Here is a 24,253-nt window from a genome sequence, read left to right as displayed (position 1 = left end):
ACTGACTCGCGGTACCGCGCGTCTCCTGTCCCGGCGGTGTGCCAGGAGGACTTACGAGCCCAAGCGAGTCCGTATCCACTGATGCAAATGATAAGAGAATACCCGATACAAATTATATAGCTCGCCCCGGAATCTCGGAGTAGGGATGACGATCGAGCATCTCAGCGAGTACGGGCTACGAGAGATGGGGGACGAAGAGATCGAGAGGTTCCTCAGGAATCAGAGCCAGGGGGTCCTCGGGCTTTCCACGGAGGACGCGCCATATCTGGTCCCGATGTCGTACGGATACGACGGGGGATCGCACCTGTATTTCTTTTACGTAGTCGGGGAGGAGAGTCGAAAGGCGGCCCTCTCCGCGCGGTCCCAGCCCGCCAGCTTCCTCGTGTACAACGCCGAAATGTTTCACTGGCGGAGCGTCTCCGTAACCGGGACGATAGAGATACTCTCCGAAGAGGAGCGATCGGAGCTCACAGATGCTCAAATGCCCATCTGGCGGCCGGGGGTGATCGAAACGGCAAACGAGAGGGAAGGAAACGAGTTTTACAGGTTTCGGATCGAGGAATCAACCGGCATCAAGCACGATATGCAATCGCCTTCGTATCCGTTCCACCAACAATCGAGCAGCGACCAGTAGGGCGGATTCGGACAGTCGGGGACGAAGCCGTAGGTCTTCGAAGTCTCCCGGCCGCGACGACTCTCGCCCGTCACGTTCGGCATTGCCTCCAAGTACCGCTGATCTTGCTCGGTTCCACCCGGTATCGATGACGGGTCTCGTCCTGTTCGCCGCCGCGACGTGAGTCCCTGGCCAGCGGTCTTCTCGGTCTTTTCGCTGGGCGACCAAGCGGCCCACGGCCGATAAGAGGTGAACTGCGGGGAGACAGAGCAGAGTTTGCAGAGGGGACGACCCCCCGATATCGCACGCCGGTGCGAAAACGGCCCGAACGGACGTTCGACGGGCCTACTCGAAGCGGATGAGCGGTTTGATGACGTCGTCTTCCTTTTCGTCCATCATCCGGAACGCCTCTTCGATCTCGTCGAACGCGAACTCGTGGGTCGTCATCTCGGTCGGGTCGACCCGGTCGTTCTCCAGCATTCGCAGCAGCCGCCGAATACGGAGCCGCCCGCCGGGACAGAGGTCGGTCACGATGTCGATCTCGGCCATGCCGACGCCCCACTCCTCGCGGGGAATGTGTCGGAACTCGCCGTCCCCGTGATAGCCGACGTTGGAGACGGTCCCGCCCGGTTTGGTGACTTTGATGCAGTCCTGCAGCGTCCCGTCGGCACCGAGCGCTTCGATAGCGGCATCGACGCCCCGCCCGTCGGTCAGTGCCGTGATCTCTTCGACCGTATCGACCTCGCCGAAGTCCACGACGTGGTCGGCGCCGTACGCTCTGGCGAGTTCCTTTCGCTGTTCGACGGTCTCGACGGCGATGATCTCCCCCGCGCCCTGCAAGGCAGCGCCTTTCGTCGCCATCAGCCCGACCGGCCCCTGGGCGAACACGGCGACCGTCCCCCCGACCGGAACGTCGGCGTTCTCCGCCGCCGCGAAGCCGGTGCTCAACATGTCGGCCGTGTAGACCGCCTCGTGATCGGTCACGTCCTCTGGAATGTGCGCGAGGTTCCCGTCGGCGTCGTTGACGTGGACGTACTCCGCGAAGGTCCCGTCCTTGACGTTGGCGAACTTCCATCCCCCCAGCGGACCGTTCGACTGCGACGGGTGCCCGTCCTGGGCTGCCTCCGAGTTCCAGTCGGGGGTGATCGCCCCGACGGCCACCCGGTCGCCGGGTTCGAAGTCGTCCACGGTGCTCCCGACCTCGTCGACGACGCCGACGACTTCGTGCCCGAGCGTGAGGTCCTCGCGTTCGCCGATCGCCCCGTGAACCGTGTGGCAGTCCGACGTACAGATCAACCCGACCGTCGGTTCGATGACGGCGTCCGCCGGACCCGGGTCGGGCCGCTCCTTCTCCACGATGCCCGTCTCCCCGATCTCCCTCATGACGAATGATTTCATATCGTCCCGTCCTTTCGTTTACTCGCCGGTAGCCTATAGTTTGGCCTGTATAATACAGATGGCATAGTGACCGGGGCGGGACTTCGGCAGCGGCCCCTGAACGGTGACAGTACGCGAGTGAATCGCCGATGATTACCGGGGCACGGCGATTAAGAGGTACTGGGCATCGAGTGCGAGCCGCCGTCGAGCGCGTTCAGCGGCGGTAGTATCGCAGCCGCGAGCGGCAGCCATCAATCACGGTGGTTCTCTACCGCAATCCAGCTCTCCTGCCTGACGAAGGTCTCGATCCCGTCGCGCCGGTCGAAGTCGCAGTATCCGACCCCCTCCTCGAGTTGGGCGACGGTCTGGGCCTCGATACGGGTGACGTTCTCGGCGTTGAGTACGCAGTGGTTCGCCGCCGTGTCCGGGCGTAACGCGTAGAGCCAGTTCGAGTCGTACGGCCGCACGACCACGGAGTACGCCTCCGCCGTTCCATCGGTGAAGTGAACCGTCGTCGGATCGTCCCGGTCGCCCTCGGAATCGCTCATGTGTATCGAACCCTCCCGTTCCGGGATTCGCCGCGTGGTTGCTTAGTAGTTCCCACCGGAACGACCTCGGCGGCCGGTGAGCGAGGCGAGAGTTCTTCACCGCGGATGCCGAAGTGACATCCTCCTCGCCGTTTACGGCGAGGCTTCCCGTACCGCACGTTGGGATATTTGCCGGTCTACGACACGGCCTGCTCTCTCGTCCGAAACGTCCCGCTCTCGCGGTCGAACAGGCATATCGATGGCTGTGCCACACAGCCGTTACTCCTATCCACACCGTGAGGACTCGGAGTTATCTTCTGTCGCATGTTCTCCGCACTGTTGCAATCCGCGTTGGCTACCAACTCGCACGACGAGCAAACGTACAGGCCGCGTTCGACACGGTTCGACTTCGTGTCGTCACCACACCGTGAACAGGTCTTACTGGTGTCCCACTCGTTTTCCTTCAGCACCTCAACGCCACGAATCTCTCCTTTGTATTCGAGGTACTGGTAGATGCGGTCGAACGCCCACGAGTGCAACTTCTTGTTGCCAGTCTTGCCCCAGTCAGATTCTCGCACGTCTTCGGGCCAGCTCACCGCGAGCGTGCCAACACCGCGTTCAACACACTCCGTAATGATGGTATCCGTAAGCGCGTGGTAGAAGTGCGTTTCACGGTCCGCGAGTCTCCGACGTGCCCACATCGACTTCTCCGAGGGCCCGTTCTCCCCCTCAGTATCGTACTCTGCTCGAGTGAAGTAGTGCTTGTCTTCTTTGAGCGTGTTGCCGGGGTACAGCACGTATCCGTTGGGGAATACGACCGTGGCAATGTTCTTGATGCCAAGGTCGATACCTGCCACTTCGTCGCCTACGGAGTCGGTGGTTTCGAGTTCGACTTTGCAGACGAAGTGCAGTTCCCACTCGTCACCGTTCCAGACGGCACGAACGTTCTGTACCCTGTTGACCTCCGAAAGGTCAACGTCCGGGCGAGTCTGGTACTCACAGAGGATGAAGTCCGACCACGATTCTTTGAGGTTCGAGCCTTTTGAGAGTCGGACGCGGTTGTTCTCGGGATCGTGTTTGAACCCGTCTGCTTTGAACGTGACCGTGCTATGCGGTCGAGTGTCGCCGTGTTTGCGGTAGCCGGGCGGGTTTGCCTCTGGGTCGTTCTGTCGCAGGTCGAACCACGACTGGAAAGCGTCAGAAAGTTCTTCGATGACTTTCTGACTGGATTGTGCGTTCAAATCTTTCCAGCATGACTGGTTCTTCATATACGCTTTCAGCGTGCCTTCATCTGGGATTTCGCCGGTTGCGTCCCAGATGCGGTCGACTGTCCAGCGTGCGACGTTCCAGATTTTTGAGGCGGAATCTCCGAGCGAATCGAGGTCATCGCTGACCTGTCGCTGGTTCTGGATAGAACCAACGTAGGTGCGAGTGTCCTCAACCGCCATGTATAGCCTATGTAGACAAACCGACTTAATAGTGTGGATTGGCATTGAATATCCAACCTGCCATCGACGGTGGTTGGCATCCGCGTTGTCGGATTCACTCCCGCCGTAAACGGCGGGATTCTCTCCTCGCAGAAAGATAGTCGTCGGCGATTAGATCACCACCGTCACATCCTGAAGTCCCACGGGTCGTCGTCCGAGTGCCGCCCCACGCCGTCGTACGTCGATTCGACCCACCGGACGGTCTCCGGACGCGTCGGAGAGGCGCGGGGGCGCGCGTCGACGATATCGCCGGACCGGAGACCCGGGAGGACCTGCTGTAACTCCCGGAGGAACGTCACCGCGGGCGACCGGGCGAGAGTGGGCGTCCCATCGACGCTTCCGATGCGGCCGTCGACCGCGCCGGTCGCGCGGTAGGACCGCGACAGCCGCCCGTCGCCGTCGCCGTCGATGCCGGGCGCACCCTCCCAGTAGTTCCCTCGCCAGACGTGTTGAATGTTGAACCCGGCGATCTCGGCCGGTCGTTCGTTCGCCAGAACGTCGTTCTCGGTCACCGTGTTCGTCGGGTAGAACGAGAGAACGCGAACCCCCCGGACGTTGTTCGCCAAGACGTTCCGTTCGTACGTCGAGAACTGCCCGTGGACGCTGATCCCGTTCCGATTGTGGACGGCCACGTTGTCCGCGACGTAGTTCGCCTGCCCGGTGACGAGGACGCCGTTGCGACTGTTCCGGAGGTCGTTCCCGGCGACGACCGCGCCGTACGAGCGATGCTCGACGTAGACGGCGTTCCACGTGTCCTCGACGCTCGAATCGAGCACCGTCGTCCGAATGCCGTAGAAATCGAAGACGCCGACCATCATCCCTTCCATCGACGCGTTTCGGACGACGGCGCCGTCGGACTCGTGGGCGTAGACGCCGACCTTCCCGCCGTAGAACTCGGAGTCCTGAACGACCGCCCGGCCCCCGAGCGTGACCACGCCGATGAACCCGTCTTCCCACCGCTTGGTCCCGTACAGGGAGAGGTTCGTCACCGCGGTTCCGGGGCTGTTGCGCGAGACGACGCCGTTCGACGTCGTGTTCATCCGGACGGACGAGACGAGCGACCCCCCGGCGGTGTCGAACACGACGGCCGCGTCACCGTAGCCGTGGACCTTCCAGATGTCGTAGTTCCAGGCGCTCTCGTTGACGGGGACGTCGACGGACCGGTCGCGCCCGCTTCTGTTGTCGCCGACCCCCGTTATCGCCAGGTCCGCGACGGCCGTTCGCGGGGCCTCGGCCGTGATCACGCTACCGTTCCCGTCGCCGACGAGGCGGGTCTCGTTCGCGCCCGAACCGCGAATCGTGAGAGGCTTCTCGACCCGAAGGTCGTCGACCCGGTGCGTTCCGGAGGGCACGCGAACGGTCGTGTTCGGCGGCGCCTGTTCGACGGCGTCGGCCACGGTCGCCGCGTCGCGGCCGACCACGACGGAAACCGGACGGTCGCGCAACGCTTCCGCCCTCGCTACCGTCGCGTTCGCTCGATCCCGTCGCTGGTCGACGACCTCGCGCCAGTCCGCCGACGATCGCCCCAGACGACCGGTCGAAGCCCGCTGCGTTGCGTCCCACCGTCGCACTTCGCCGCCGTACCGGTCAGCGAAGGAGGCGGCGTCCGTCCGGGTGGAAAACGGAACGATGGCGGCGTCGCGCGTGGGGATCGTGGCGTTACTCCCGACGACGAAGTACGCCTCGTCCGCGCGGACCCACTTCGTCGGCGCAGTGGGCGGCGCCCGAAGGTGGCCGTCGTCGGTCAGCGAGAGGTCGATCCCGGCGTAATCGGAGACGTAGATCCGCGTCGGCGAACCGAACGCCTCGGGCTCCTGGGTACGCAGCGCGGCGACGAGCGACGTGACGCCGTAGTAGCCCATCACGTAGCGATACTGCGAGTAGTACACCTCCGCTTTCGGGATCACGAGATCGGAAGATTCGGCCTCGCGGACGACGTTGTCCGGCAGCCCCGTTTGTTTGGTCTGCTCGAACGGGACTGACCCCGTTTCGGTATCAGGCGTGATCGCGAACGGGAGCGCCCCGAGAACGACGAGAACAGAGAACGCCACAGCGAGGTGACGCGAGTGCATTACGCGAAACTTAGGCCGGCGGTCGCTATATACGCATCGCCGGGATCAGCCCGTCCGCGGGGGAGCGCCAGCCTTAGGACCGGGCGGGGCGTCACTGCCGACTAGATGAGCGAAACGAGTCGGGAGACGACCGCGCAGTCCGCCCCGCTCCTGACGGTCGACGACGTGGACTACTCTTTCGGCGCCGTGTCGGTGCTCGACGGGGTCTCGTTCGAGGTCCCGCGGCGGTCGATAACCGCCGTGGTCGGGCCGAACGGCTCCGGAAAGACGACGCTCGCGGAAATCGTCGCCGGGCTGCGCCGCGCCGACAGCGGGGAGATCTCGCTCGACGCCCGGGGCGAACGACAGGTGGGGTACCTTCCGCAGACCCCCCGGTTTCGCCCCGCGTTCTCGGTCGAGGAGACGCTCCGGTTCTACGCCGACTTGCTAGCAACTCCTGTCGACGTCGGTACCGTGCTCGACCGGGTTGGCCTCGGGGACGTACGTGACCGACGCGTCGATGCGCTTTCCGGCGGGATGCGGCGGCTGCTCGGTCTCGCACAGAGTTTTCTCGGTGACCCGTCGCTGGTCATCCTGGACGAGCCGACGAGCGGTCTCGACCCGCGGATGACGAAACAGATCTTCGACGTCGCCGCGGCGCAGACAGACGAGGGGACGGCCATCTTCCTGACGACACACGACCTGAGCTACGCCGCGGACGCCGATCGAATCGTCGTCCTCGACAACGGATCCGCAGTCAGTTACGGGACGCCCGCGGAGCTTCTCGAGCGAACGAACACCGACTCGTTGTCGGAGGCGTTCCTCGCCACCGTCGGGCCCACCCCGGCAGTACAGACCGGAACGGAGGAGAAGTGACGATGGCGGATGCAGAGCACTTTGCGACCGTCCTCGAACGCGAGGTGACGACGCTACGGCGGAGTCGGACGATATGGCTGCTCGCCGCCGCTTTCTTCGCGATCATCGTCGGTATCGGAGCCATCAGCGAGACCAGCGGCTACGTGCCGCTGACGTTGACGCTGCTCATGCCCGTCGAGCTTCTGGTCCCGGCGCTGACAGCGGCCGTCGGCTATCGTGCGGTGCTCGCGGACCGCGAGCGCGGAGAAACGAGCGTCCTGCAGACGTACCCACTCGACGCCGGCTCGTACGTCATGGGTATTTACTGCGGCCGGTTGGCGTGGACGCTCTTCGTCGTGGCGGGGTCGCTTCTCGTCGCCGGCGCGACGGTGTCGTTTGCGAGTCCACCCGCGGCGGTGCTGGCGGAGTATTCCGGGCTTGACTCGCCCGTCTACTACCTCCGGTTCGTCGTTCTGACGACCGCGTTCGCCGCCGTGTTTCTCGCGCTGATGGTCCTCCTGTCGACGCTGGCCAGGTCCGCGCGGCGCGGGCTCGTCACGGCGCTGACGCTCACCGTGGCGGTCGCTATCGGACTCGACCTCGCCATCCTCTTCGGACTGACCGGCGGGATCATCGGCGAAAGCATCCTGCCGTGGTACCTGGCGTTGAGCCCGGTCAGTGCGTACCGCGGTCTGGTGATGACGTACGTCGCCGCGCCCGTCGCGACGACGGTCGTCAGACCGGCGGCGCCCCTCGTGAGCGTCCTGTCCCTCTGTCTCTGGGCCGTCACGTCACTGCTGGCCGCCGCGATCACCGCCTGGACTAGCTCCTCACATCTCGCGGAAAGCGCTTGAGTTCGTCGGCCGAGACGGGAACGCCGTCCTTCTTGATCGTCAGATATTGGTTCCACACCCGAGGCGATCCGGATTACCCGTCAACGCTGGTCCGGAACGAAAGGCCGATTCCGGGCCTGTCGAGTTTATCGTCGCTGGACCCCCTCCCGAGTCGTAGAGAAATCTCGCGAACAATAGGAACGGCTGGGGCGGAGATCGTGGAATTCTAATTAAATCCGGATATGCGTTTGAAAAATACAAAGTGGGTAATGGCAACTACAGACAGTAGTGGAGCCCGACGGACAGGAATTACGATACTAATCCTGTAAATATATTTCCCCGAACCTGTTCTTCACCCACTCTGTTGGGTATTCTTTCGAATCGTACACCTTTCTCGCGACAGCTCAGCGAGGGGCTTCTATCGGATGTACATTATAAATGATTTTCATAGATGTAGTAGCGAAGGTTAGCAGAAGTACAAGATTTTTCCGACCACTATCGTTTCGTCGGTGTTGGCCCGCTCGGATATCGGCTTCGTGAATCTGGTACGTCGTACCACCCCGTGTTGAGTGTTCGCCGGAGGTAGAATCGAGTCGGTACCCACGCGTCATGGTCCGGGAGCAGGCCGCCGACGAGTCCGGATCCGAAGACAACCGGAGCAAGCCAACTCGGGGGTGGACGCAGGAGTGGAGGGAGCGATCGCCACCATCCAAAACGCATGACTCATCGCGATTAGCACGACCGTTTCGGGGGCGGAGTTCCAGGTGCGTGTCTCGCGGATGTTAGTTCTCAAATTCCACCGCCAGCGATCTTCGAAGAACCCCCCGGACGGAGGTCTGTCAGACCCTGCTCGCGTCCACCTTTGCCACCGAAATCTAATAGGCACGGATACTGTACCGAAATTACCGTAACGGTGTCGCGATGGGTAACACGATCGAACGGGTGGAGACAGCCCGGTAAAACGGCTGTGTGTTCCAATCGGTAGGGCCGACTGATCCCACATGAACTGGCACGCACGTTCCCTCGACGAGATCTACGATGAACTGGACACGACGCCGGCGGGGCTGGACGCGACGACGGCCGGCAAGCGACGCGAGCGATCGGGGCCGAACGAGATAACGGGAGAGGAGGGACGGGGAGCGCTTGCGATCTTTCTCGCGCAGTTCGCAAGCGCACTCATCTGGGTGTTGCTCGTCGCGGCCGCCCTCTCATTTGCCATCGGTCACGTCGTCGACGCCGTCCTCATCGGGGGCATCCTGCTGCTGAACGGCGTGTTTGGGTTCGTGCAAGAATACCGTGCGGAACAGAGCCTCGAAGCTCTCCGCGACATGGCGACTCCGGAAATCACCGTCCGCCGTGACGGGGACGAACGGTCCGTCGACTCGACGGCGCTCGTCCCTGGCGACGTCGTCGTTCTCCAGCAGGGTGACGTCGTCCCAGCCGATGCGCGACTCGTCGAGGCAGCGAACATGGAAGTAGATGAAGCGCCGCTAACCGGCGAGAGCGTCCCCGTCGAGAAGACGACGGGAACGGTCGATACCGGGACACCGCTCGCCGAGCGGGAGAACATGGCCTACAAAGGAACAAACGTTACTCGCGGACGGGGGGTCGCCGTCGTCGTCGAAACGGGAATGCAAACGGAGGTCGGCGAGATCGCGACGGCGCTGGTCGACGCCGAGGACTCTCGCACTCCGCTTCAGCGCGATCTGGACCGGTTGGGACGCCGTCTCGGGATCGGCGTCATACTGCTGTCGACCCTCGTCGTCGCTCTACTCCTCGCCGACGGCCGGGGACTCGTTCAGGCCGGACTGACCGCTGTGTCGCTTGCGGTGGCCGCCGTCCCCGAAGGGCTCCCGGCAGTCGTCACGCTGACGCTAGCGCTTGGCGTCCGCGGGATGGCCGACGAGAACGCACTCGTCCGAACGCTGCCGGCCGTAGAAGCCCTCGGCGCCGTCGACGTCGTCTGTACAGACAAGACTGGAACACTGACCGAGGGGGAAATGCAGGTCCGGGCAGCCTGGGTCCACGACACCGTGATCGAGGTCGGCGGAAACGGAGCTGACGAGGCCACGGCCGAAGTGCGCGCGGACGCTCCTACCGAAACCGAACACGGCGATACGACCACCGCCGATACCGCGGACGGACTGGCAGAGCGACTGGATCGGTTGTTCGAGATCGGCGCCGTCTGCAACGACGCGACGAAGGATTCGGGCGATCCGACCGAACGGGCGCTCGTCGCAGCGGCGGCGGAGCGCGGCATCGACGTCGACCGTCGGCGCGAGGACCGCCCGCGGCGCGACGAGGTGCCGTTCTCCTCGGAGCGCAAGCGCATGGCCACGATCCATGACGAAGTCGTCTACGTGAAGGGCGCCCCGGAAGTCGTGCTCGAGCGGTCGACACGAGTGCTCACGCAGGCAGGACCCGCTGAACTTGACGAGTCGACGACAGTCGACATCGAAGCCCGGATCGACGAGTTCGCCGAGGGCGCGCTTCGAGTACTCGGGCTCGCGTACAAGGACCGGGACGACGCGGGCGGGCCCGAAGAGAACCTCGTCTTCGTCGGCCTGCAGGGGTTGCTCGACCCGCCACGCGAAGAGGTCCGCGACGCGATCGCCGACACGAACCGAGCGGGCATCGACGTGAAGATGATAACGGGGGACAACCCCGCGACGGCACGCGCGATCGCGTCCCGGGTAGGTATCGAGTCCGACGTGATGACCGGGGCGGAGATCGAGGCGCTCGACGATGCGGCGCTTCGCGAGTGCGTCGAGGCAATCGACGTGTTCGCCCGGGCTGAGCCGACTCACAAGGTCCGGATCTTGGAGGCGCTCCAGGCGAACGGCTCCACCGTGGCAATGACCGGCGATGGCGTCAACGACGCGCCGGCGCTGAAAAACGCCGATGTCGGCATCGCAATGGGTGTCCGAGGGACGGACGTCGCCAAACAGGCAAGTGACATCGTCTTACTGGACGACAACTACGCGTCGATCCGTGCCGCGATCAGACGCGGACGCACCATCTTCGACAACATCTGGAAGTTTGTCGCCTATCTGCTCAGCGCCAACGTAGCTGAGGTAGCGATCGTATTTCTGGCATCGCTGTTCGGGTACCTCATCCTGCCGGCCGTTCAGTTGCTCTGGATCAATCTCCTCACCGACGGTCTGCCGGCGCTGGCACTCGGTACTGACCCGGGTGGGGACGTGATGGAGCGGGACCCCCGGGAACGAGACGCTGGGATCATCGACGGTCAGATGGTGGGGTTCATCGGCGGGGCCGGATTGATCGCGACAGTCTTGCTGCTCGGCCTGATGTTCTATGTGATCGACGGCGCGCCAGCGGTCACGCCCTACGCGATGACGATGGTGTTCACCGGGCTCGTCGTCTTCGAGTTCGTCAAGCTGTACGTCGTCCGGTGGACGAGAAGGACACCCGCATTGTCAAACGTCTGGCTCGCCGCCGCCGTTGCGGCGTCACTGGGCCTCCAACTGGCCGTTCTCTACACGCCGCTGAACGAGTACTTCGGGACTGTCCCACTCGGCATAGCGGACTGGGCGCTACTGGGACTCGTACTCCTCTTGGGTACGCCGGCACTCGTACTGGTCGGGTGGCTCGTCAGGCGGTACGCCGGTAGCGATCACGCGACAACGCGTTCTGCCGATGGCGACGATCCACAGAGAACGCGCGCCGATTGAAGCGGACGTGGGAAAGCACGGGGACTGCGACTACTACCCGGGCAAGAAGAGGTTGATCACGGCGACGACCAGGCCGGCAAGTCCCATCCGGATAGCCGACACGTACCACCGCTGGCCGGAGATGGAGCCCATGTACGCGCCGAAGATGGCGAGGACGGCGATCCCAAGTATGACCCCGACGACGCCCGCCTCCGCCATCGAGAACACGGATCCCTCGAAGAGAAACGGGACAAGCGGAATAAGAACACCGATCAGCGGACCGAGACCGCTCGCCGTCGCATGGATCACACGTGCACCTCGCTGTTCGCGCTGAACGCGGGTATCTCCAAGGTCGGTTAACATCGCCTCTTCCATGCGCAGGATCTCTGCTTTCGTCTCGGCGCGTTCGATTTCCCACACGCTCCAGACCGCAGACGTCCCTAGCCCAACCGCAGCGCCGAGGCCTATCTTGATGACTGTGATCCCATCGGGCACACCCGACAGGACTGCGCCGACGATGACCCCCACACTCGTCAACGTTCCGTCAAACCCGTTCGAGACGAAATATCGTCGGGAGATCGAGACGACATCTTCTCGACCGAGGAGTGACCGCAAAAGTTGTCTTTTCTTAGACACGATCGGTTAACCATCCTGCAGGGTGCGTCGCTCTTCGACGACGTACTCCCCGTAAGCCACTTGATCGATCGAGTGGACAGTTCCACCCAGTTCACTGACCTCCTCCTCAATGGCGGAGTAGTCCAAGTCCTCTCCCTCGATCGTGAGCTTAACATTCTGGACTTTCTGGTCTAGTTCGATAAGCGAGGACGATATCCCTGTAACGCTATCGATGGCCGAGAGCTGTTCCGTGAACTCCAAAAGCGGTGGGTCGTGTGGTTTCAAGATGTCGAGTACTACGCGTCGAAGGTTTCCCATTGTCAGTTCTATGTACGGTGACCCGCATGAACTTACCGCTCCCAGCGAGCGAGTCCGCGGGACCTTGGAAGCGGTTTGTGAGTGATCGCTGTCCGTTAGTCTGCAGGGACGGGTCGGCGACCGGCGAGGAGCGCGCGACGTTCACAAAAGCGTGGCACGGTCGCGTTCGCTCCGTTCTCACCGACGACGGCCTGTTCGCGGTCGAACGGATCGAGGCCAGGAGTTGAGCAGACACTCTTTCACCCGTTTCGGGCGGACGGCTTGCCCGACACTGCTCCCTGCAGACAGCGAACAGAGACGGGATCAAAGGGCACATCTCCCCCGATGCTGGTCGAGGCCGCAGCATCGCTCCGGTAACAGATAGTTATTCAAACGGACACGACGTACGACGACCATGCAGATGAAACCCCTCGCGATGGCCCTCGCCGCCGGATTCGCCGCGTTCGTCGTCGTCGGCGTCGCGGTGACCGAACTCGCTCTCCCGTGGATCGAATTCTCCCTGTTCCTCGGCCTTCCCGTGGGGCTAGTCGCAGGCGTCAGCGTGGCCGCAGCGGTCTACGTGGGCCTCAGTGAGGATGCCCGTGGGCAGCACCGGCGAATCGCCGTCGCGACTACCGGGTTCGGGGTCGTCTTCCTCGCCGTCCTGATCCTCGCGACGGTCGCGGTCCAGCGCAGCGTCGTCTCGTCGCTCGTGCTCGCCGTCGGCGCCGGTATGGCCACTGCCGTTCTTACGTACGTTTGGTTGGGGCGGTCGAGTCGACGCGGGAACCATCGGCGGTGACACCGTCGTCAGATCCCGCCTAGCTATCCTTATCGTGTTTGCAGCCCAATCGCTCTCTATGGTTTCGTTCCTCGTATACTACGGAACTGGGGTAGGACAGACCGCAACTATCGCCGACCGTATCGTCGGTGTGCTCACCGATCGCGGACACGACGCGACCGGCGTGAACGCTGTTGAGAAGCCCGCTGACCTCACCGTCGAGGAGTACGACTCGGTACTGGTCGGCGCGTCCATTCACGGCGGGAAACACCAGCAGGCCGTCACAGACTTCGTGACTGCAAACCGAGACGCGCTCTCGGGTCGCCCGACGGCGTTCTTCCAGGTGTCGATGTCGGCGGCGACCGAGGAGGGAAAGGAGCAGGCGGCTGGCTACGTCGAGGCGTTCTTGGACGAGACCGAGTGGCACCCGGATCGGATCGCACAGTTCGGCGGCGCGTTGCGATTCTCTGGGTTCGGCTTCCTCAAGCGGTTCGTGGTCAAACAGGTCGTGAAGCGGGAGATGCCGGGTCTCGACACGTCGAAGGACGCCGAGTTCACCGACTGGCAGGCTGTCGAGGACTTCGCGAACGACGTCGCCGCGTTCGTCGAGGGGCGCCTGGGCGTCCCCGTACCGGCCGCTAACGCGGGAGTCGGGAACGCCGAATGACGGTCCGAAACTCACCGCTTCCTCGGGCGTACGTCGCCGCCTCGGTCGCGATACTCATCCTGACAGTCGTTGCGACGGGCGTCGGACTGTTCGTGCCCGGGTTTTACCGCGACGCCCCCGTGCTCCTCCCGCAGGTCTACGGCCAGGACCTGTTGACGCTCGCCGTGGCCGTGCCCGCCTTCGCCGTCTCGCTGTTCTACGCGACCCGCGGTTCACTGCGGGGGTACGTCACGTGGCTCGGCGTGACCGGCTACCTGCTGTACACCTACGCGTCGTACTCGTTCATGACCGCGTTCAACGAACTATACCTGGTGTACACGACGCTGCTGTGGCTGACGCTGTTCACCTTCGTCGGCGGGATGGCTCGCCTCGATGCCGACGCGCTCAAACGCGCCGTCGGCGACTCGTCGGTACGGTCGTACGTAGCGTTCCAGGTGCTGCTCGTCGTTCTGATCGGGTCCCTCTGGCTCTCTGAGATCCTCCCGGCGACGCTCGCGGGAACGACGCCCGCCAGTATCACCGAGGCGGGACTCCCGACGTCCGTCATCTACTCGTTCGATCTCGGGATCATCCTCCCCGCGTTCGCGCTCACCGCGTATCTACACTGGAAGCGACGTGCGTGGGGCTACGCCTTTACGGCGGTACTCCTCGTGAAGGTAGCGACGCTGGGTGGTGCGGTCCTGGCCATGGCCTGGTTTATGGTTCGGGACGGGCAACCGGTCCCGCTGCCGCAAATACTCATCTTCGGGGTGCTAACTGCTATGAGCCTGCTCTTGATGGGACGGTTTCTCCGCGCTATCGATGCGAGCCGTACGACTAGCACGTCGACGACGGCGGAGACGGCAAGCGACGGTTAGGAGTTCAGAAACGGTACTCGGTTGTAGAAGCCCCCGCCAGGCCACATGGAATTGGTCTTCTATGATTATTGGTTTCAAATACCACAACATTGTTTAGGAATGCATAAAGCACTCTGGCGATAAAGTGACTCATGGACGCAACCGAACCCAGAGATTCGATCACTAACGTACCGATCCAGGAGTCCGACGTTCCGGTGTATCTGCCCGGGACGCCGACCGTCGCATTCACCGAGTACGTCGAGCTATTCATCGACGAACTGATCCGCTGAAACGGTACATTTCTTTCTACGCAGGCTCTGGCGCGCCGCGACTGTCGGTCGCGACGCTTTACCGGCGATTCACAGGGGACTGACCGGACAGGTCGAAGGAAAAGTCACGCTGGGCGTCGGAATCGCCGGGCAGTGAGCGAACACTCACTCCACGACGACGGCGCCTTTCATACCCATCGCTTTGTGGGGCATGCAGTAGTACTTCGTCGTCCCGGTTCCGTCGAAGGTGTGGGCGAACGAGTGGCCGGCCTCGTCGGTCATCTGGCTGGCGAAGGAGCCGTTGTCGGCCTGAACGTCGTGGCTCCCGCCCTCGCCGGTCCACTCCCAGACCACGGTCGTCCCGGGTGACACGCTGACGGCGGCGGGACCGAATCCGAACCCACCGCCGTTGGCTTGCGACCCGACCTGTACGGAGACCTCGTCCTCACCGGTCCGGTCGACGATGCCGTCGTAGTTGTCTACGTCGTCGAACCAGCCATCGAGGCCGTCGGACCCGCGCGAGGTAACGCTGGCCTCCGTTCCGGGGTCGAACACGTCTCTGTTCGGCGACCCCTGGACGTCGATGACAGCGAGAGCCCCCTTTCGGGCCACCCGCGAGAGGGCGTGGTCGACGAGCTTGATCGGACCGGGGACGGGTGCCTGCAGCGTCGCGATGGTGGTCGATCCCGGCAGGACCGGCGTCGTCTGGACGTTCCGGTGGACGTCGCCACCGATGCCGCCCTGCGGGTAGACCTCGTCCCAAACCGAACCGATCGGGTGGAGCGAACTGAGGAGGTTCGGACCGCCACTGACGAAGTAGACGCGGGCAGTTTCGCCCGTCCGCATCCGCATCTCGTTGTAGCCGTCGGGGCCGATGGCGTACTTCTCCCCGTTTACCAGCACGTAGGTGGGGTCCTCGGCCGCCATGGCCTCGAAGTCGAAGTCGTGGTGTCCCTCCTCGCCGGCGTCGCCCGTCGTGTAGAGTTCGTGCTGCCCGAGGTAGAACTCGTGGTCGACCGCCGGCAGTCCCTCTTCGGGCTCGACGAGGATCGCGCCGAACATCCCGCTGGAGATGTGGTAGTCCATGTTCGGGACGGCGCAGTGGTAGACGAACAACCCGGGATAGGTTGCCTTGAACGTGAACGTCTTCGTCTCGCCGGGAGCCACCATCGACGCCTCCGCGCCGCCGCCCGGGCCGCGGACGGCGTGCAGGTCGACGTTGTGGGGCATCGAGTTGGCCTCGTCGTTCGTGACGGTCATTTCGACGTGGTCGCCGACGCGAGCCCGGATCATCGGACCGGGGATCCGGCCGTCGAAGCTCATGTACGTGTAGGTGACACCGGGTTCGATCTCGGCCACCTGCTCCAGCGTCGTCAGCTCGACGCTGACGGTCTCGGGGCTGTTGCGGTCGATCGGCGGCGGGATCGCGGTCGGGTTCGCTGCAACGCGGTCGGTTTCGAGTGATCGTGTGGAATTCATGTTCGGTGACTGTGGAGCGGTTTCGAGGTCGGCGCTCGGTGCTGAAACGCAGCCTGCGACGGCTGCCGCGCCGGCTATGCCGAGACTCTGCAGGACGCGTCGTCGGGTGGTAGTTGGAACGGAACTCATGGGTGGTTCACAATGTTATAAAAGAATGGAGAGGACATAACGGGGTATACAGTTTCTCAGGAAGCGAGAAGGCTCGATTTATAGCCTCTCCACCCTTGATTCACCGGGCACTATTTTTGGTACTGTCACTACCGTGCTCTGTACATTGTGTTCAACCGGACTGGCCGGTCTGCTATCCGCGCCCGGTTTCTTTCTGGGGCATCCTGAGCGTGTTTCCAACCGTCACCATCGGTGAGTGTTCGTATTTCAGTCCTCGTATACCGCGTCCGTCGGTGACTCCGGGGCCGGAGCCGGTGGTTCGTGCGTACCGAAGTCGGGATGTGTTTCCTCCATCCATACGTACACGACTGCGCCCGAAATGAACATCAGAACCGCAGTCATGTAGAACGCGGCTTCCGCGTTCACGAATTCCATCGAGAGCCCGATCAGGATCGCGCCGACGCCGTATCCGGAGTCACGCCACATCCGGTAGACGCCCATGCCTGCCGACCGCCACGTCGGGTGGGCTGCATCGCCGGGTACGGTCATCAGGTTGGGATACAGTAACGCCATGCCCAGTCCGGAGATGGCAGCTAAGACGGCCCAGGGAAGGTAGCCCTCGACGAGTACCATTCCGAGGACGCCGGCACCTGCGAGGAACATCCCCCAGATGACAGGCGGCCGGCGACCGATACGGTCTGCAAGTCCACCGGTCGCAATCTGAAGGAAGTACATCGCACTGTGGACGCCGACGACGACGCCGACTGCGGCGATGCCCAGTCCCTGAGTCGTAAGGTAGAGCGGGACGGCGATCCAGAACAACGTATCGACGAAGTTCTCGATGTGGCCAGCCTGTGCGGCAGCGAACAGCGTCTTGTCACCGTAGGTCGCTCGCTTCAGGACATCGTTGAACGGAAGATTTGCATCGTGATGATCGTCGTCAGCCTCTGCCTGCGCGTACTGGACAGTCTCCTTGATCAGGAAAATCGAGATGAGGAACGCCAACCCCACGACGGCGGCGAGGAAGAAAAACGGTTCAGGCCGGAGGTTCCACTGCCCAGCGATAACGCCCGTTATCCAAGCACCGACGGCGACGCCCGTGTAACCGAACGCCTCATCGATACCGACCGCCAGCCCGCGCTGTTCGGGGCCTGCGAGGTCGATCTTGGCGTTGATCGCCATGCTCCAGGTCAACGCCTGATTGATACCCAGCAGAATGTTCCCGACGGTGATCCAGCCCCAGCTGGGGGCGAAAATAAGGATGATCGGGAGGGGAAGAGCCGTTGCCCATCCGAGGATGAGGACTGGCTTGCGTCCGTACTCTTCGCCCCACTTGCCAGCGTACAGGTTAAGTAGTGCCTTGACGAACCCGAACGAAACGACGAACGAGCCGATAACGAGGAACGACTCGACGCCGAGAATGTCCTTTCCCAGAACGGGGACGACGGTACGTTCCGACCCGATGGTCAACCCGGTGGCGAACACTAACAGAACGTGCAGTGAGAACTGCCCGAGGTGTTCGCGGATTCCCTGTTTGAGTTCAGTTCCCGTACTCATGGATTTACTCGGCGGCGCAGTTGTTCGGCCCCAGTTCCAGTTCGGCAAGTTCGTCGTCGGGGACTGATTCCTTTCCCACGTTCGTTCGCTTGACGCGCTCGAAATTCGGCGGATGGTCCGGGATATCCGAAGCCAGTTCCTCGACGAACTCCTCCCGGTCGCGTCCGAGGTCCTCGTTCTGTTCTCTGACCTCGCCAAGGGTCACGGCCACGGGCGGTTCGGGCGAGCCAGGATCGTGTGCTGGTAGAACCACAGCATCGTCCGGCCGGTCGAGCAAACGCTGGAGGCTCTCGTAGAGCGTCGCGGCGTTCCGTTCGACGTCAGAGTCCTCGATGCCGGCTTCGACGCCGAGTTCGACGCGCCCCACGCTCTCGTGGAAGAGCGTATCGCCCGTTATCAGCGCTGCATCACCCACGACGAACGACACGCTCCCTTCGCTGTGCCCGGGCGTATGGATAACCTCGACGTCGAGATGGCCGACAGTCACTGTCTGCCCATCTTCGAGGGGCGTCGCGTCGATGGCGAGCGCATCGTTCGGATGGAGGTAGTAGGGGACGCCGTGCCGGTCGGAGAGTTCCGCAGCACCCGAGACGTGGTCGGCGTGGGCGTGCGTGTCGAAGACGCCGACGAGGTCGGCATCGTACGCATCCAGAACCTCCTCGTACTCGTCAAGGTGCTGCGACGGGTCGAACACGACGGCTTCATCCTCGGAGACGAGGACGTGCGAGAGGCAGCCCTTCCCAGGACGAGCGACCTGAACGAGCGTGCCATCGAGGTCGGCCGGAACTCTCGCGTGCCGGTGGACACGGCTCCAGCCGTTCATCCCGTCCGTGAGCGTCACTGCGTCGTAGTTCATCTCCCGAAGCACTTCCGTCGCAGTCTGTGAGACGACACCCGCTGCACAGACAGTGACGACTCGTTCTTTATCGGGGAGATCGGATAGGTCCTCCTTGGCCCGTTCAGGATCTTCGATCAGGGCGTCGTAGACATCGACGTTGAGACTGCCCGGGATATGCCACTCCTCGAAGTCCTCTTGGTGGCGAATATCGAGGACGAGCGGCTCATCGTCGTCGTTTCGTAACCGTTCGCTGAGTTCCTCCGGCGTTATCGTCTGCATGAGTATCCCAGAATAGGGGGTATATTTGCATATGGGTGCTGCCGGACATGACCGGCACTGTTAATTCTCTTCAGACCGAAGTCGTTCGTATGAGTCTGTACGAGGCCTCGATTCGCGTCAAGCACGAGTGTCCGTATCGGGAGATCTCGGAGCAGTATCCGGATTTGACCATACGCGAATGGCCGCTGAGCGACTGCCAAGTGCTCGAAATCACCTCAGAGACGACACCGACTGACGAATTGCTCGACCATATCAGTCAGATTGGAACTATTCTTCACGAATCGGAGGACGACGATGGGTATCACGTCGTCACACAGTCTTGTCTCTGTTCACTCGAGGAGTCCATCATCGATCGCTTCGAGGAACACGACTGTCTGTATCAGTCGCCGACGATCTACCGTCATGGCTGGGAGCACTACACGGTAATCGCATTCGACGGTGAGAACATTCAGGAACTGCTCGGTGATCTGCGATCTGACCGAGAGATCGAACTGCTCTCGAAAACCTCGATTTCGGAGAAGCAGATCCCCCATAGTATGCTGGCCCCGGTCGACCAGTTGTTCGAGGACATCACTGACCGGCAGTTGGCAGCGCTCCAGTTAGCGCTGGAAAGAGGGTACTACGAGCAACCACGGAAGACCTCGCTGCGGGAACTGGCCGATCAGACCGCCGTCGCTCGCTCGACGTACGAAGAGCACCTCCGGAAGGCGGAGAACAAACTCCTCACAAATGCAGGACAGTACTTGCGGCTGGTCACAGCGACCTCGACGACCGATCCGCTGCAAGTAGAAAAGACGCCGCAGGACGAACAGACTGCCGACTAAGCTGCCAGCGTACGCGGTCGGAGAAAGCGAAAGCCTTGGTAAAGCACTACGGACGGTCTATCTATGCTGATCGAATCGTTGTGGGAGGAATACGGAGACGAGATCGAAGCGGTAGCGCAGGAGATACAGCCCTGTGAGTACTGTGCGACCCAACACTACGAGCAATACATCCTCTGGGAGTTACTCGATCGAGCTCTTTGGGAACTAGACGGATCCGGAACCCTCGAAAGGAGATTCTCTGCAGACGAGTAAGGACAGCTCGATACAGCGGTTCCTCGTCGGCGTCCCCGGTTCCACCGACGGCGCTGAAGCGGAGAGGATCGAACTCGACGGGGAGGCGACCGGCTGGGTCGGCAGACGGCCCGCCGATATCGAGGGAGAGTCCAACCCGACGTTGACGCTGACGGTAGGGCAGATGCACGAGGTCGTCTGGAAGAACGCGGACGGCGCGCCGATGGTCTTCTGTCGCGGTCTCCGAACCCTAGCCTAGTACCGTTCGTTAGCCCGAACTTATAGTTACCGGGCTCTGGCCTGCCAGTCACACGACACCAGCAGGAGTTTATCACTATCGATAATTGGGTATCCCCATGGAGCACACGAGACGGAGAGTTCTGAAATTGGGCGCTATCGGGACGGTCGGAGCGCTCGCGGGGTGCAGCCAGGCCAACACGGCAGCACCGGCGCAGAACGAAACCGAAACGACGACTCAAGTCGATGAGGACGGAGAGGACAACGAGCAGGAAAGCGGACTTCGCGTCACCGTCGAACAGGAAGCGGGCGAGACGTTCTACTGGGTGCTCCCGGGAGAACGGCGGTTGAGTCCACACGTGTTCGGAACGCCCGACGCCCCGCGCCACGGGAACGACCTCCTGGAATCGCGGATCGAGCAGGCCAAGGGGCTCCCCGAACCGCTCGGGAACGCGGTCCCGCAGCTGCTTCAGGACCTGCCGGTTCTGGTCGCCGCGCCCGAACAGGCTCGTGAACCGATCGACGACGAGATCGCTCGGGAGAAGTTCGTCGAACCCACGTTGTACAGCGACCGCGCGGAGGTAACGGACGGGGAGTTCTCGGTCACGTATCACGACAACCAGCCGTACGACCGCCGCGGGCCGCCCGGCGAGACGGCGGACACCGTCGACCTCGACACTCGCTTCACCGATCCCGCGGGCAACGAGTACGAACTCGACTTCGACCACGTCGTCCAGCCGCCGATCCCGGGGTACGAAACCGGCGGCGGCGTGATAACCAACGCCTGGCACCACGGGAAGACCGGGACCGGGTCACCGCTGATGCCGCAGGTGTACACCTACGGTGCCTGCTGGGGCGTGGGGAACGTCCTCGTCGACGGCGAGGTCGTCGACGAGAACAAGGTGATGCACATCATGACGACCCAGACCGTCCGCGATCAGCAGTACCGGATCGCGCTCGACGAGGAGATGCCGCTCGCGCCCGAGAACACGATCGCCGGACAGGTACATCACACTCACGGCGTGGTCCTGCCGATCACCGCGGGGCCCGACGGCCCCGTTTTCGAACCCGTCCAGACGGCGTTCGAACTCCCCAACGGGGAGACGCAGCCGTTCATCCACGCGATGTGGGAGCAAGAGACGCTCGTGGAGGCGCCCTTCGCCGATTGGGAGCCACAGACCGACGAGGCGGCTGACGACTCGGGCGACGGTGCCGCGGACGAAGGAGCGGACTTCCGACTCGCCGGCGAGGCCGGTGGCTGGATCGGTCAGGCGCCCGGATCCATCGAGGGATCGACTAACCCGACGCTCGAACTGGAGGCCGGCAGTGAGTACACGCTCGTCTGGGAGAACGCCGACGGGATCCAACATAACTTCGCGATCGAAGACGCGAACGGCGAGGACCTGCTGTCGTCCGAGTTCGTTCAGCAGGAAGGGGCGACCCAGACAGTCACGTTCACCGCCAGCGAAGAGATGGCCGAGTACTACTGTCAGGTCCATCCGAACTCGATGCGCGGAACGATCGAGCTCGCGTGATGGTCGGGGTCTGAGCGCGTCCGCGTCCGGATCCCGATCCGAGATCGGCCTTCGCGTTCGGTACCGGCAACGTCGCTAGCGTCCCGTCCGGTGCCAGTGCGACGTCGCGAGCTCGCCGGGAAACCGACGTGGATCCGTTCGACCGGTCGGACACGGTGTGAGTGGTCAGGATTGCCGCGACGGCGTCGCGAGACTGGACGCAGGGGAAACCTCCTTCGGAGTGTCCGGGGAGGGGTGAATCGTCGTGATAGCCGCGAAAACGAGGTCGTCGGTCCCGACGGTCAAAGTCCCGGTCCGCGCGATCCCGAACGGGCCTGTCGTTCAGAACGTGATGATCTCGTAGTCGTCGTCGACGAGCGAGCGGATGCTGGGGTGGCCCTCGTTATCGTCGACGGTGACGACGCCGGCGTCCGCGATGGCGTCGTCGACGCCGAACGCGCCGGCGCAGTAGTCACAGGCAGCCGCCTCGTCGCTCAGCGGCTGGTAGAGGTCGTGGTACTCGTGGTCCTCGTCTTCCAGTTCCGGGATCCACTGCGTCCCGGCGCCGTCGAAGATGAGCTCCAGTTCGTCGTCCGGGTTCTCGGCGAACTCCCGCGCCGCTTCGAGCCCGTTCACGAGACGGCCGGTGTCGGTATGCGACTCAGTGCCTGCCAGAATCACGATAGCTGCTTTCGCCATTACAGTAGCGTGGTGGCCCGGTAGTTACAAAAGGGGACGGCGGGCGTGTACAGCGTTCGTCAAGGCGGTCGCACGATAGCACGGTCGGGAATATATCGAACGGAGCCCCTGTCGAGAGGGAGATTCAGTGATCGTGGTCGTGTTCGTGGCTCTGGCCGCCTTGCCGGAACTGCCCGGAGAACGCGCGCTGGACGACCTCGGAGAGCGCGGGGTGGATGTGGACCGATTGGCGGATGTCCTGCACGGACCCTGACCCCGCCGTCATCGCGACGACGACCTCCTCGATCAGGTTCGACGCCTCCGGGCCGACGATGTGACAGCCGAGGATCTCGCCGTCGAGGTCGATGAGCGGCTTCACGAGCCCCTCGGCCTTCATCGCGCTTCCGCGTGCCGTCTCCTCGTAGCGGTAGGTGCGCTTCGCGTAGTCGCGACCCTCGGCACGGAGTTCCTGCTCGGTCAAGCCGACGCCTGCGACCTCCGGCGAGGCGAAGACGGCGAACGGCATCGCCGAGTAGTCGACGGGCGTCAGTTCGTCGCTAAACAGGTTGCTGACGACTGCCCGTGCCTCGTGATTGGCGTTGTGCTTCAGCAGGTACTCGCCGACGATGTCGCCCAGCGCCCACACTCCCTCCGCGATCGTCCGGAGGTACTCGTCGGTCTCGACGAAGCCGAACTCGTCCGTTCCGATGCCCGCCGCCTCGGGGTCGAGCGTGTCAGTGTTAGGAACCCGCCCGGCCGCGACCAGCAGTTCGTCGCCGCTGACCGACACAGCGTCACTGGTCGCCGCGCCGCCGTCGGCCGCGGCGAACGGTTCCGCTTCGACGGTGATCCCTCCGTCGGTCTGGGAAACGGCGGTCGCTTCGTAGCCGGTGTAGAGGTCGAAGCGGTCGGCGTACCGCTCGGTGAACTCGGCGGCGACCTCCTCGTCGGCGTCCGGAAGCAGGGTCGGCCGACGCCCGATGATGGAGATATCGCTGCCGAACGTCCCGAAGAACTGCCCCAGCTCGGCGGCGATGTAGCCGCCGCCGACGATCACCAGGTGGTCCGGCGGCGTTTCCAACTGAAGCGCCTGCTTGCTGGTGAGGTAGTCGACGTCGTCGATGCCGTCGATCGGTGGGATCGACGGGCGCGTCCCCGCAGCGACGAGGACGGTGTCCGCGTACAGTTCGGCGCCGTCGTCCGTGCCGCCGTTCACCTCGACGGTGCGATCGCCGACGAACCGACCTTCGCCCTCGTAGAGGTCGATGCGGTTCGACGACCGGAGGCCCTCCCGTATCGAGTCCGAGTCGCCGTGAACGTCCTCGTTGACTTCGCGGACGATCTCACCGAACTCCACGTCGTTTACGCTGGCGTCAATCTTGAACTCGTCCGCGCGCTCGATAGTCTCCATCACTTCGGCGTGGTACAGCAGCATCTTCGACGGGATGCAGCCGCGGTTGAGACAGGTGCCACCCAGACGACCCTTCTCCACGACCGCTACTGACTGCCCCTGATTCGCCGCCGCGTTCGCGACATCAAGTCCTGATCCGGTTCCGATGGCGAGGAAGTCGTACTCTTCCATAGTACTCATTCGGCACACGCCACAGTGAACGCTCGTCTCAGTTTCGA

At 63.1% G+C, this 24,253-nt stretch carries 22 protein-coding genes and 1 pseudogene; 11 read left to right on the top strand and 12 right to left on the bottom strand.

Going from position 1 to position 24,253, the window contains the following annotated elements; all coding sequences use genetic code 11:
- Positions 1-145: 145 nt before the first annotated feature.
- Positions 146-634, top strand: coding sequence for a pyridoxamine 5'-phosphate oxidase family protein (locus D8670_RS18480; RefSeq protein ID WP_121819585.1), 489 nt, complete (start codon positions 146-148; stop codon positions 632-634).
- A 324-nt stretch (positions 635-958) separates the two neighbouring features.
- Here D8670_RS18480 and D8670_RS18475 read toward each other — a convergent pair whose 3' ends face one another.
- The 4 genes from D8670_RS18475 to D8670_RS18460 all read right to left on the bottom strand — a co-directional run bounded on the left by D8670_RS18475 (position 959) and on the right by D8670_RS18460 (position 6,076).
- Positions 959-2,011 carry a zinc-binding dehydrogenase gene (locus D8670_RS18475; RefSeq protein ID WP_121819584.1) on the bottom strand — a complete coding sequence of 351 codons (1,053 nt, stop codon included), beginning with the start codon at positions 2,009-2,011 and terminating at the stop codon, positions 959-961.
- A 230-nt stretch (positions 2,012-2,241) separates the two neighbouring features.
- Positions 2,242-2,538 carry a hypothetical protein gene (locus D8670_RS18470; RefSeq protein WP_121819583.1) on the bottom strand — a complete coding sequence of 99 codons (297 nt, stop codon included), beginning with the start codon at positions 2,536-2,538 and terminating at the stop codon, positions 2,242-2,244.
- 176 nt (positions 2,539-2,714) lie between these two features.
- The gene (locus D8670_RS18465) at positions 2,715-3,965 is read right to left on the bottom strand and encodes an RNA-guided endonuclease InsQ/TnpB family protein (RefSeq protein WP_121819582.1); all 1,251 of its coding nucleotides are present in this window, start codon (positions 3,963-3,965) and stop codon (positions 2,715-2,717) included.
- Positions 3,966-4,129: 164 nt separating this feature from the next.
- On the bottom strand, positions 4,130-6,076 hold the full coding sequence (locus D8670_RS18460; RefSeq protein WP_121819581.1) for a nitrous oxide reductase accessory protein NosL: 1,947 nt from the start codon (positions 6,074-6,076) through the stop codon (positions 4,130-4,132).
- A 105-nt stretch (positions 6,077-6,181) separates the two neighbouring features.
- Between D8670_RS18460 and D8670_RS18455 the strand changes: the two genes are divergently transcribed.
- From D8670_RS18455 to D8670_RS18445, 3 genes are all read left to right on the top strand, one after another.
- The gene (locus tag D8670_RS18455) at positions 6,182-6,931 is read left to right on the top strand and encodes an ABC transporter ATP-binding protein (RefSeq protein WP_121819580.1); all 750 of its coding nucleotides are present in this window, start codon (positions 6,182-6,184) and stop codon (positions 6,929-6,931) included.
- 2 nt (positions 6,932-6,933) lie between these two features.
- Positions 6,934-7,764 carry an ABC transporter permease gene (locus D8670_RS18450; RefSeq protein WP_121819579.1) on the top strand — a complete coding sequence of 277 codons (831 nt, stop codon included), beginning with the start codon at positions 6,934-6,936 and terminating at the stop codon, positions 7,762-7,764.
- Between the two features lie 980 nt (positions 7,765-8,744).
- On the top strand, positions 8,745-11,435 hold the full coding sequence (locus D8670_RS18445; protein WP_121819578.1) for a cation-translocating P-type ATPase: 2,691 nt from the start codon (positions 8,745-8,747) through the stop codon (positions 11,433-11,435).
- Positions 11,436-11,468: 33 nt separating this feature from the next.
- Here D8670_RS18445 and D8670_RS18440 read toward each other — a convergent pair whose 3' ends face one another.
- Both D8670_RS18440 and D8670_RS18435 read right to left on the bottom strand, forming a co-directional pair.
- Entirely contained in the window at positions 11,469-12,050 is a 582-nt protein-coding gene (locus tag D8670_RS18440) for a VIT1/CCC1 transporter family protein (RefSeq protein WP_121819577.1), read from the bottom strand.
- A 6-nt stretch (positions 12,051-12,056) separates the two neighbouring features.
- The gene (locus D8670_RS18435; RefSeq protein WP_121819576.1) at positions 12,057-12,347 is read right to left on the bottom strand and encodes a DUF211 domain-containing protein; all 291 of its coding nucleotides are present in this window, start codon (positions 12,345-12,347) and stop codon (positions 12,057-12,059) included.
- Between the two features lie 400 nt (positions 12,348-12,747).
- Here D8670_RS18435 and D8670_RS18430 point away from each other — a divergent pair, with 400 nt between their 5' ends.
- The 4 genes from D8670_RS18430 to D8670_RS21180 all read left to right on the top strand — a co-directional run bounded on the left by D8670_RS18430 (position 12,748) and on the right by D8670_RS21180 (position 14,900).
- A complete protein-coding gene (locus D8670_RS18430; RefSeq protein ID WP_162994366.1) occupies positions 12,748-13,128 on the top strand; it encodes a DUF8147 domain-containing protein in 381 nt (126 codons plus the stop codon).
- 58 nt (positions 13,129-13,186) lie between these two features.
- Positions 13,187-13,774 (top strand): flavodoxin domain-containing protein, encoded by a 588-nt coding sequence (locus D8670_RS18425; RefSeq protein ID WP_121819574.1) that lies wholly within the window; start codon positions 13,187-13,189, stop codon positions 13,772-13,774.
- A complete protein-coding gene (locus tag D8670_RS18420; RefSeq protein WP_121819573.1) occupies positions 13,771-14,631 on the top strand; it encodes a hypothetical protein in 861 nt (286 codons plus the stop codon). Before D8670_RS18425 ends, D8670_RS18420 begins: the two co-directional genes overlap by 4 nt.
- Before the next feature lie 131 nt (positions 14,632-14,762).
- Entirely contained in the window at positions 14,763-14,900 is a 138-nt protein-coding gene (locus D8670_RS21180; RefSeq protein WP_162994365.1) for a hypothetical protein, read from the top strand.
- Between the two features lie 144 nt (positions 14,901-15,044).
- Here D8670_RS21180 and D8670_RS21590 read toward each other — a convergent pair whose 3' ends face one another.
- The 4 genes and pseudogenes from D8670_RS21590 to D8670_RS18405 form a co-directional block, all read right to left on the bottom strand.
- Positions 15,045-15,434: a halocyanin domain-containing protein gene (locus D8670_RS21590; RefSeq protein WP_233752281.1), complete on the bottom strand. Its 390-nt coding sequence runs from the start codon at positions 15,432-15,434 to the stop codon at positions 15,045-15,047.
- Positions 15,423-16,487: pseudogene (gene nirK / locus D8670_RS18415) on the bottom strand (copper-containing nitrite reductase); the annotation flags it as partial. The gene D8670_RS21590 and the pseudogene nirK, both read right to left, overlap by 12 nt.
- 246 nt (positions 16,488-16,733) lie before the next feature.
- A complete protein-coding gene (locus D8670_RS18410) occupies positions 16,734-18,023 on the bottom strand; it encodes an MFS transporter (RefSeq protein ID WP_121819572.1) in 1,290 nt (429 codons plus the stop codon).
- A gap of 4 nt (positions 18,024-18,027) precedes the next feature.
- The gene (locus D8670_RS18405; RefSeq protein WP_121819571.1) at positions 18,028-19,140 is read right to left on the bottom strand and encodes an MBL fold metallo-hydrolase; all 1,113 of its coding nucleotides are present in this window, start codon (positions 19,138-19,140) and stop codon (positions 18,028-18,030) included.
- Positions 19,141-19,229: 89 nt separating this feature from the next.
- Here D8670_RS18405 and D8670_RS18400 point away from each other — a divergent pair, with 89 nt between their 5' ends.
- The 3 genes from D8670_RS18400 to D8670_RS21585 all read left to right on the top strand — a co-directional run bounded on the left by D8670_RS18400 (position 19,230) and on the right by D8670_RS21585 (position 21,967).
- Positions 19,230-19,964 (top strand): helix-turn-helix domain-containing protein, encoded by a 735-nt coding sequence (locus D8670_RS18400; protein ID WP_121819570.1) that lies wholly within the window; start codon positions 19,230-19,232, stop codon positions 19,962-19,964.
- Positions 19,965-20,027: 63 nt separating this feature from the next.
- Positions 20,028-20,216 carry a hypothetical protein gene (locus D8670_RS18395; RefSeq protein WP_121819569.1) on the top strand — a complete coding sequence of 63 codons (189 nt, stop codon included), beginning with the start codon at positions 20,028-20,030 and terminating at the stop codon, positions 20,214-20,216.
- Between the two features lie 335 nt (positions 20,217-20,551).
- Complete coding sequence (locus D8670_RS21585) at positions 20,552-21,967, top strand: cupredoxin domain-containing protein (RefSeq protein WP_121819568.1); 1,416 nt, start codon at positions 20,552-20,554, stop codon at positions 21,965-21,967.
- A 321-nt stretch (positions 21,968-22,288) separates the two neighbouring features.
- Here D8670_RS21585 and D8670_RS18385 read toward each other — a convergent pair whose 3' ends face one another.
- Both D8670_RS18385 and D8670_RS18380 read right to left on the bottom strand, forming a co-directional pair.
- Positions 22,289-22,645: a DsrE family protein gene (locus D8670_RS18385; protein WP_121819567.1), complete on the bottom strand. Its 357-nt coding sequence runs from the start codon at positions 22,643-22,645 to the stop codon at positions 22,289-22,291.
- Between the two features lie 124 nt (positions 22,646-22,769).
- A complete protein-coding gene (locus D8670_RS18380) occupies positions 22,770-24,206 on the bottom strand; it encodes a dihydrolipoyl dehydrogenase (RefSeq protein ID WP_121819566.1) in 1,437 nt (478 codons plus the stop codon).
- Positions 24,207-24,253 lie beyond the last annotated feature (47 nt).

The sequence above is a fragment of the Halostella limicola genome, assembly GCF_003675875.1.
GTDB lineage: Archaea > Halobacteriota > Halobacteria > Halobacteriales > Natronoarchaeaceae > Halostella > Halostella limicola.
Note: the sequence above shows the minus strand (reverse complement) of the source record. Positions and strands in the feature narration are given on the sequence as shown.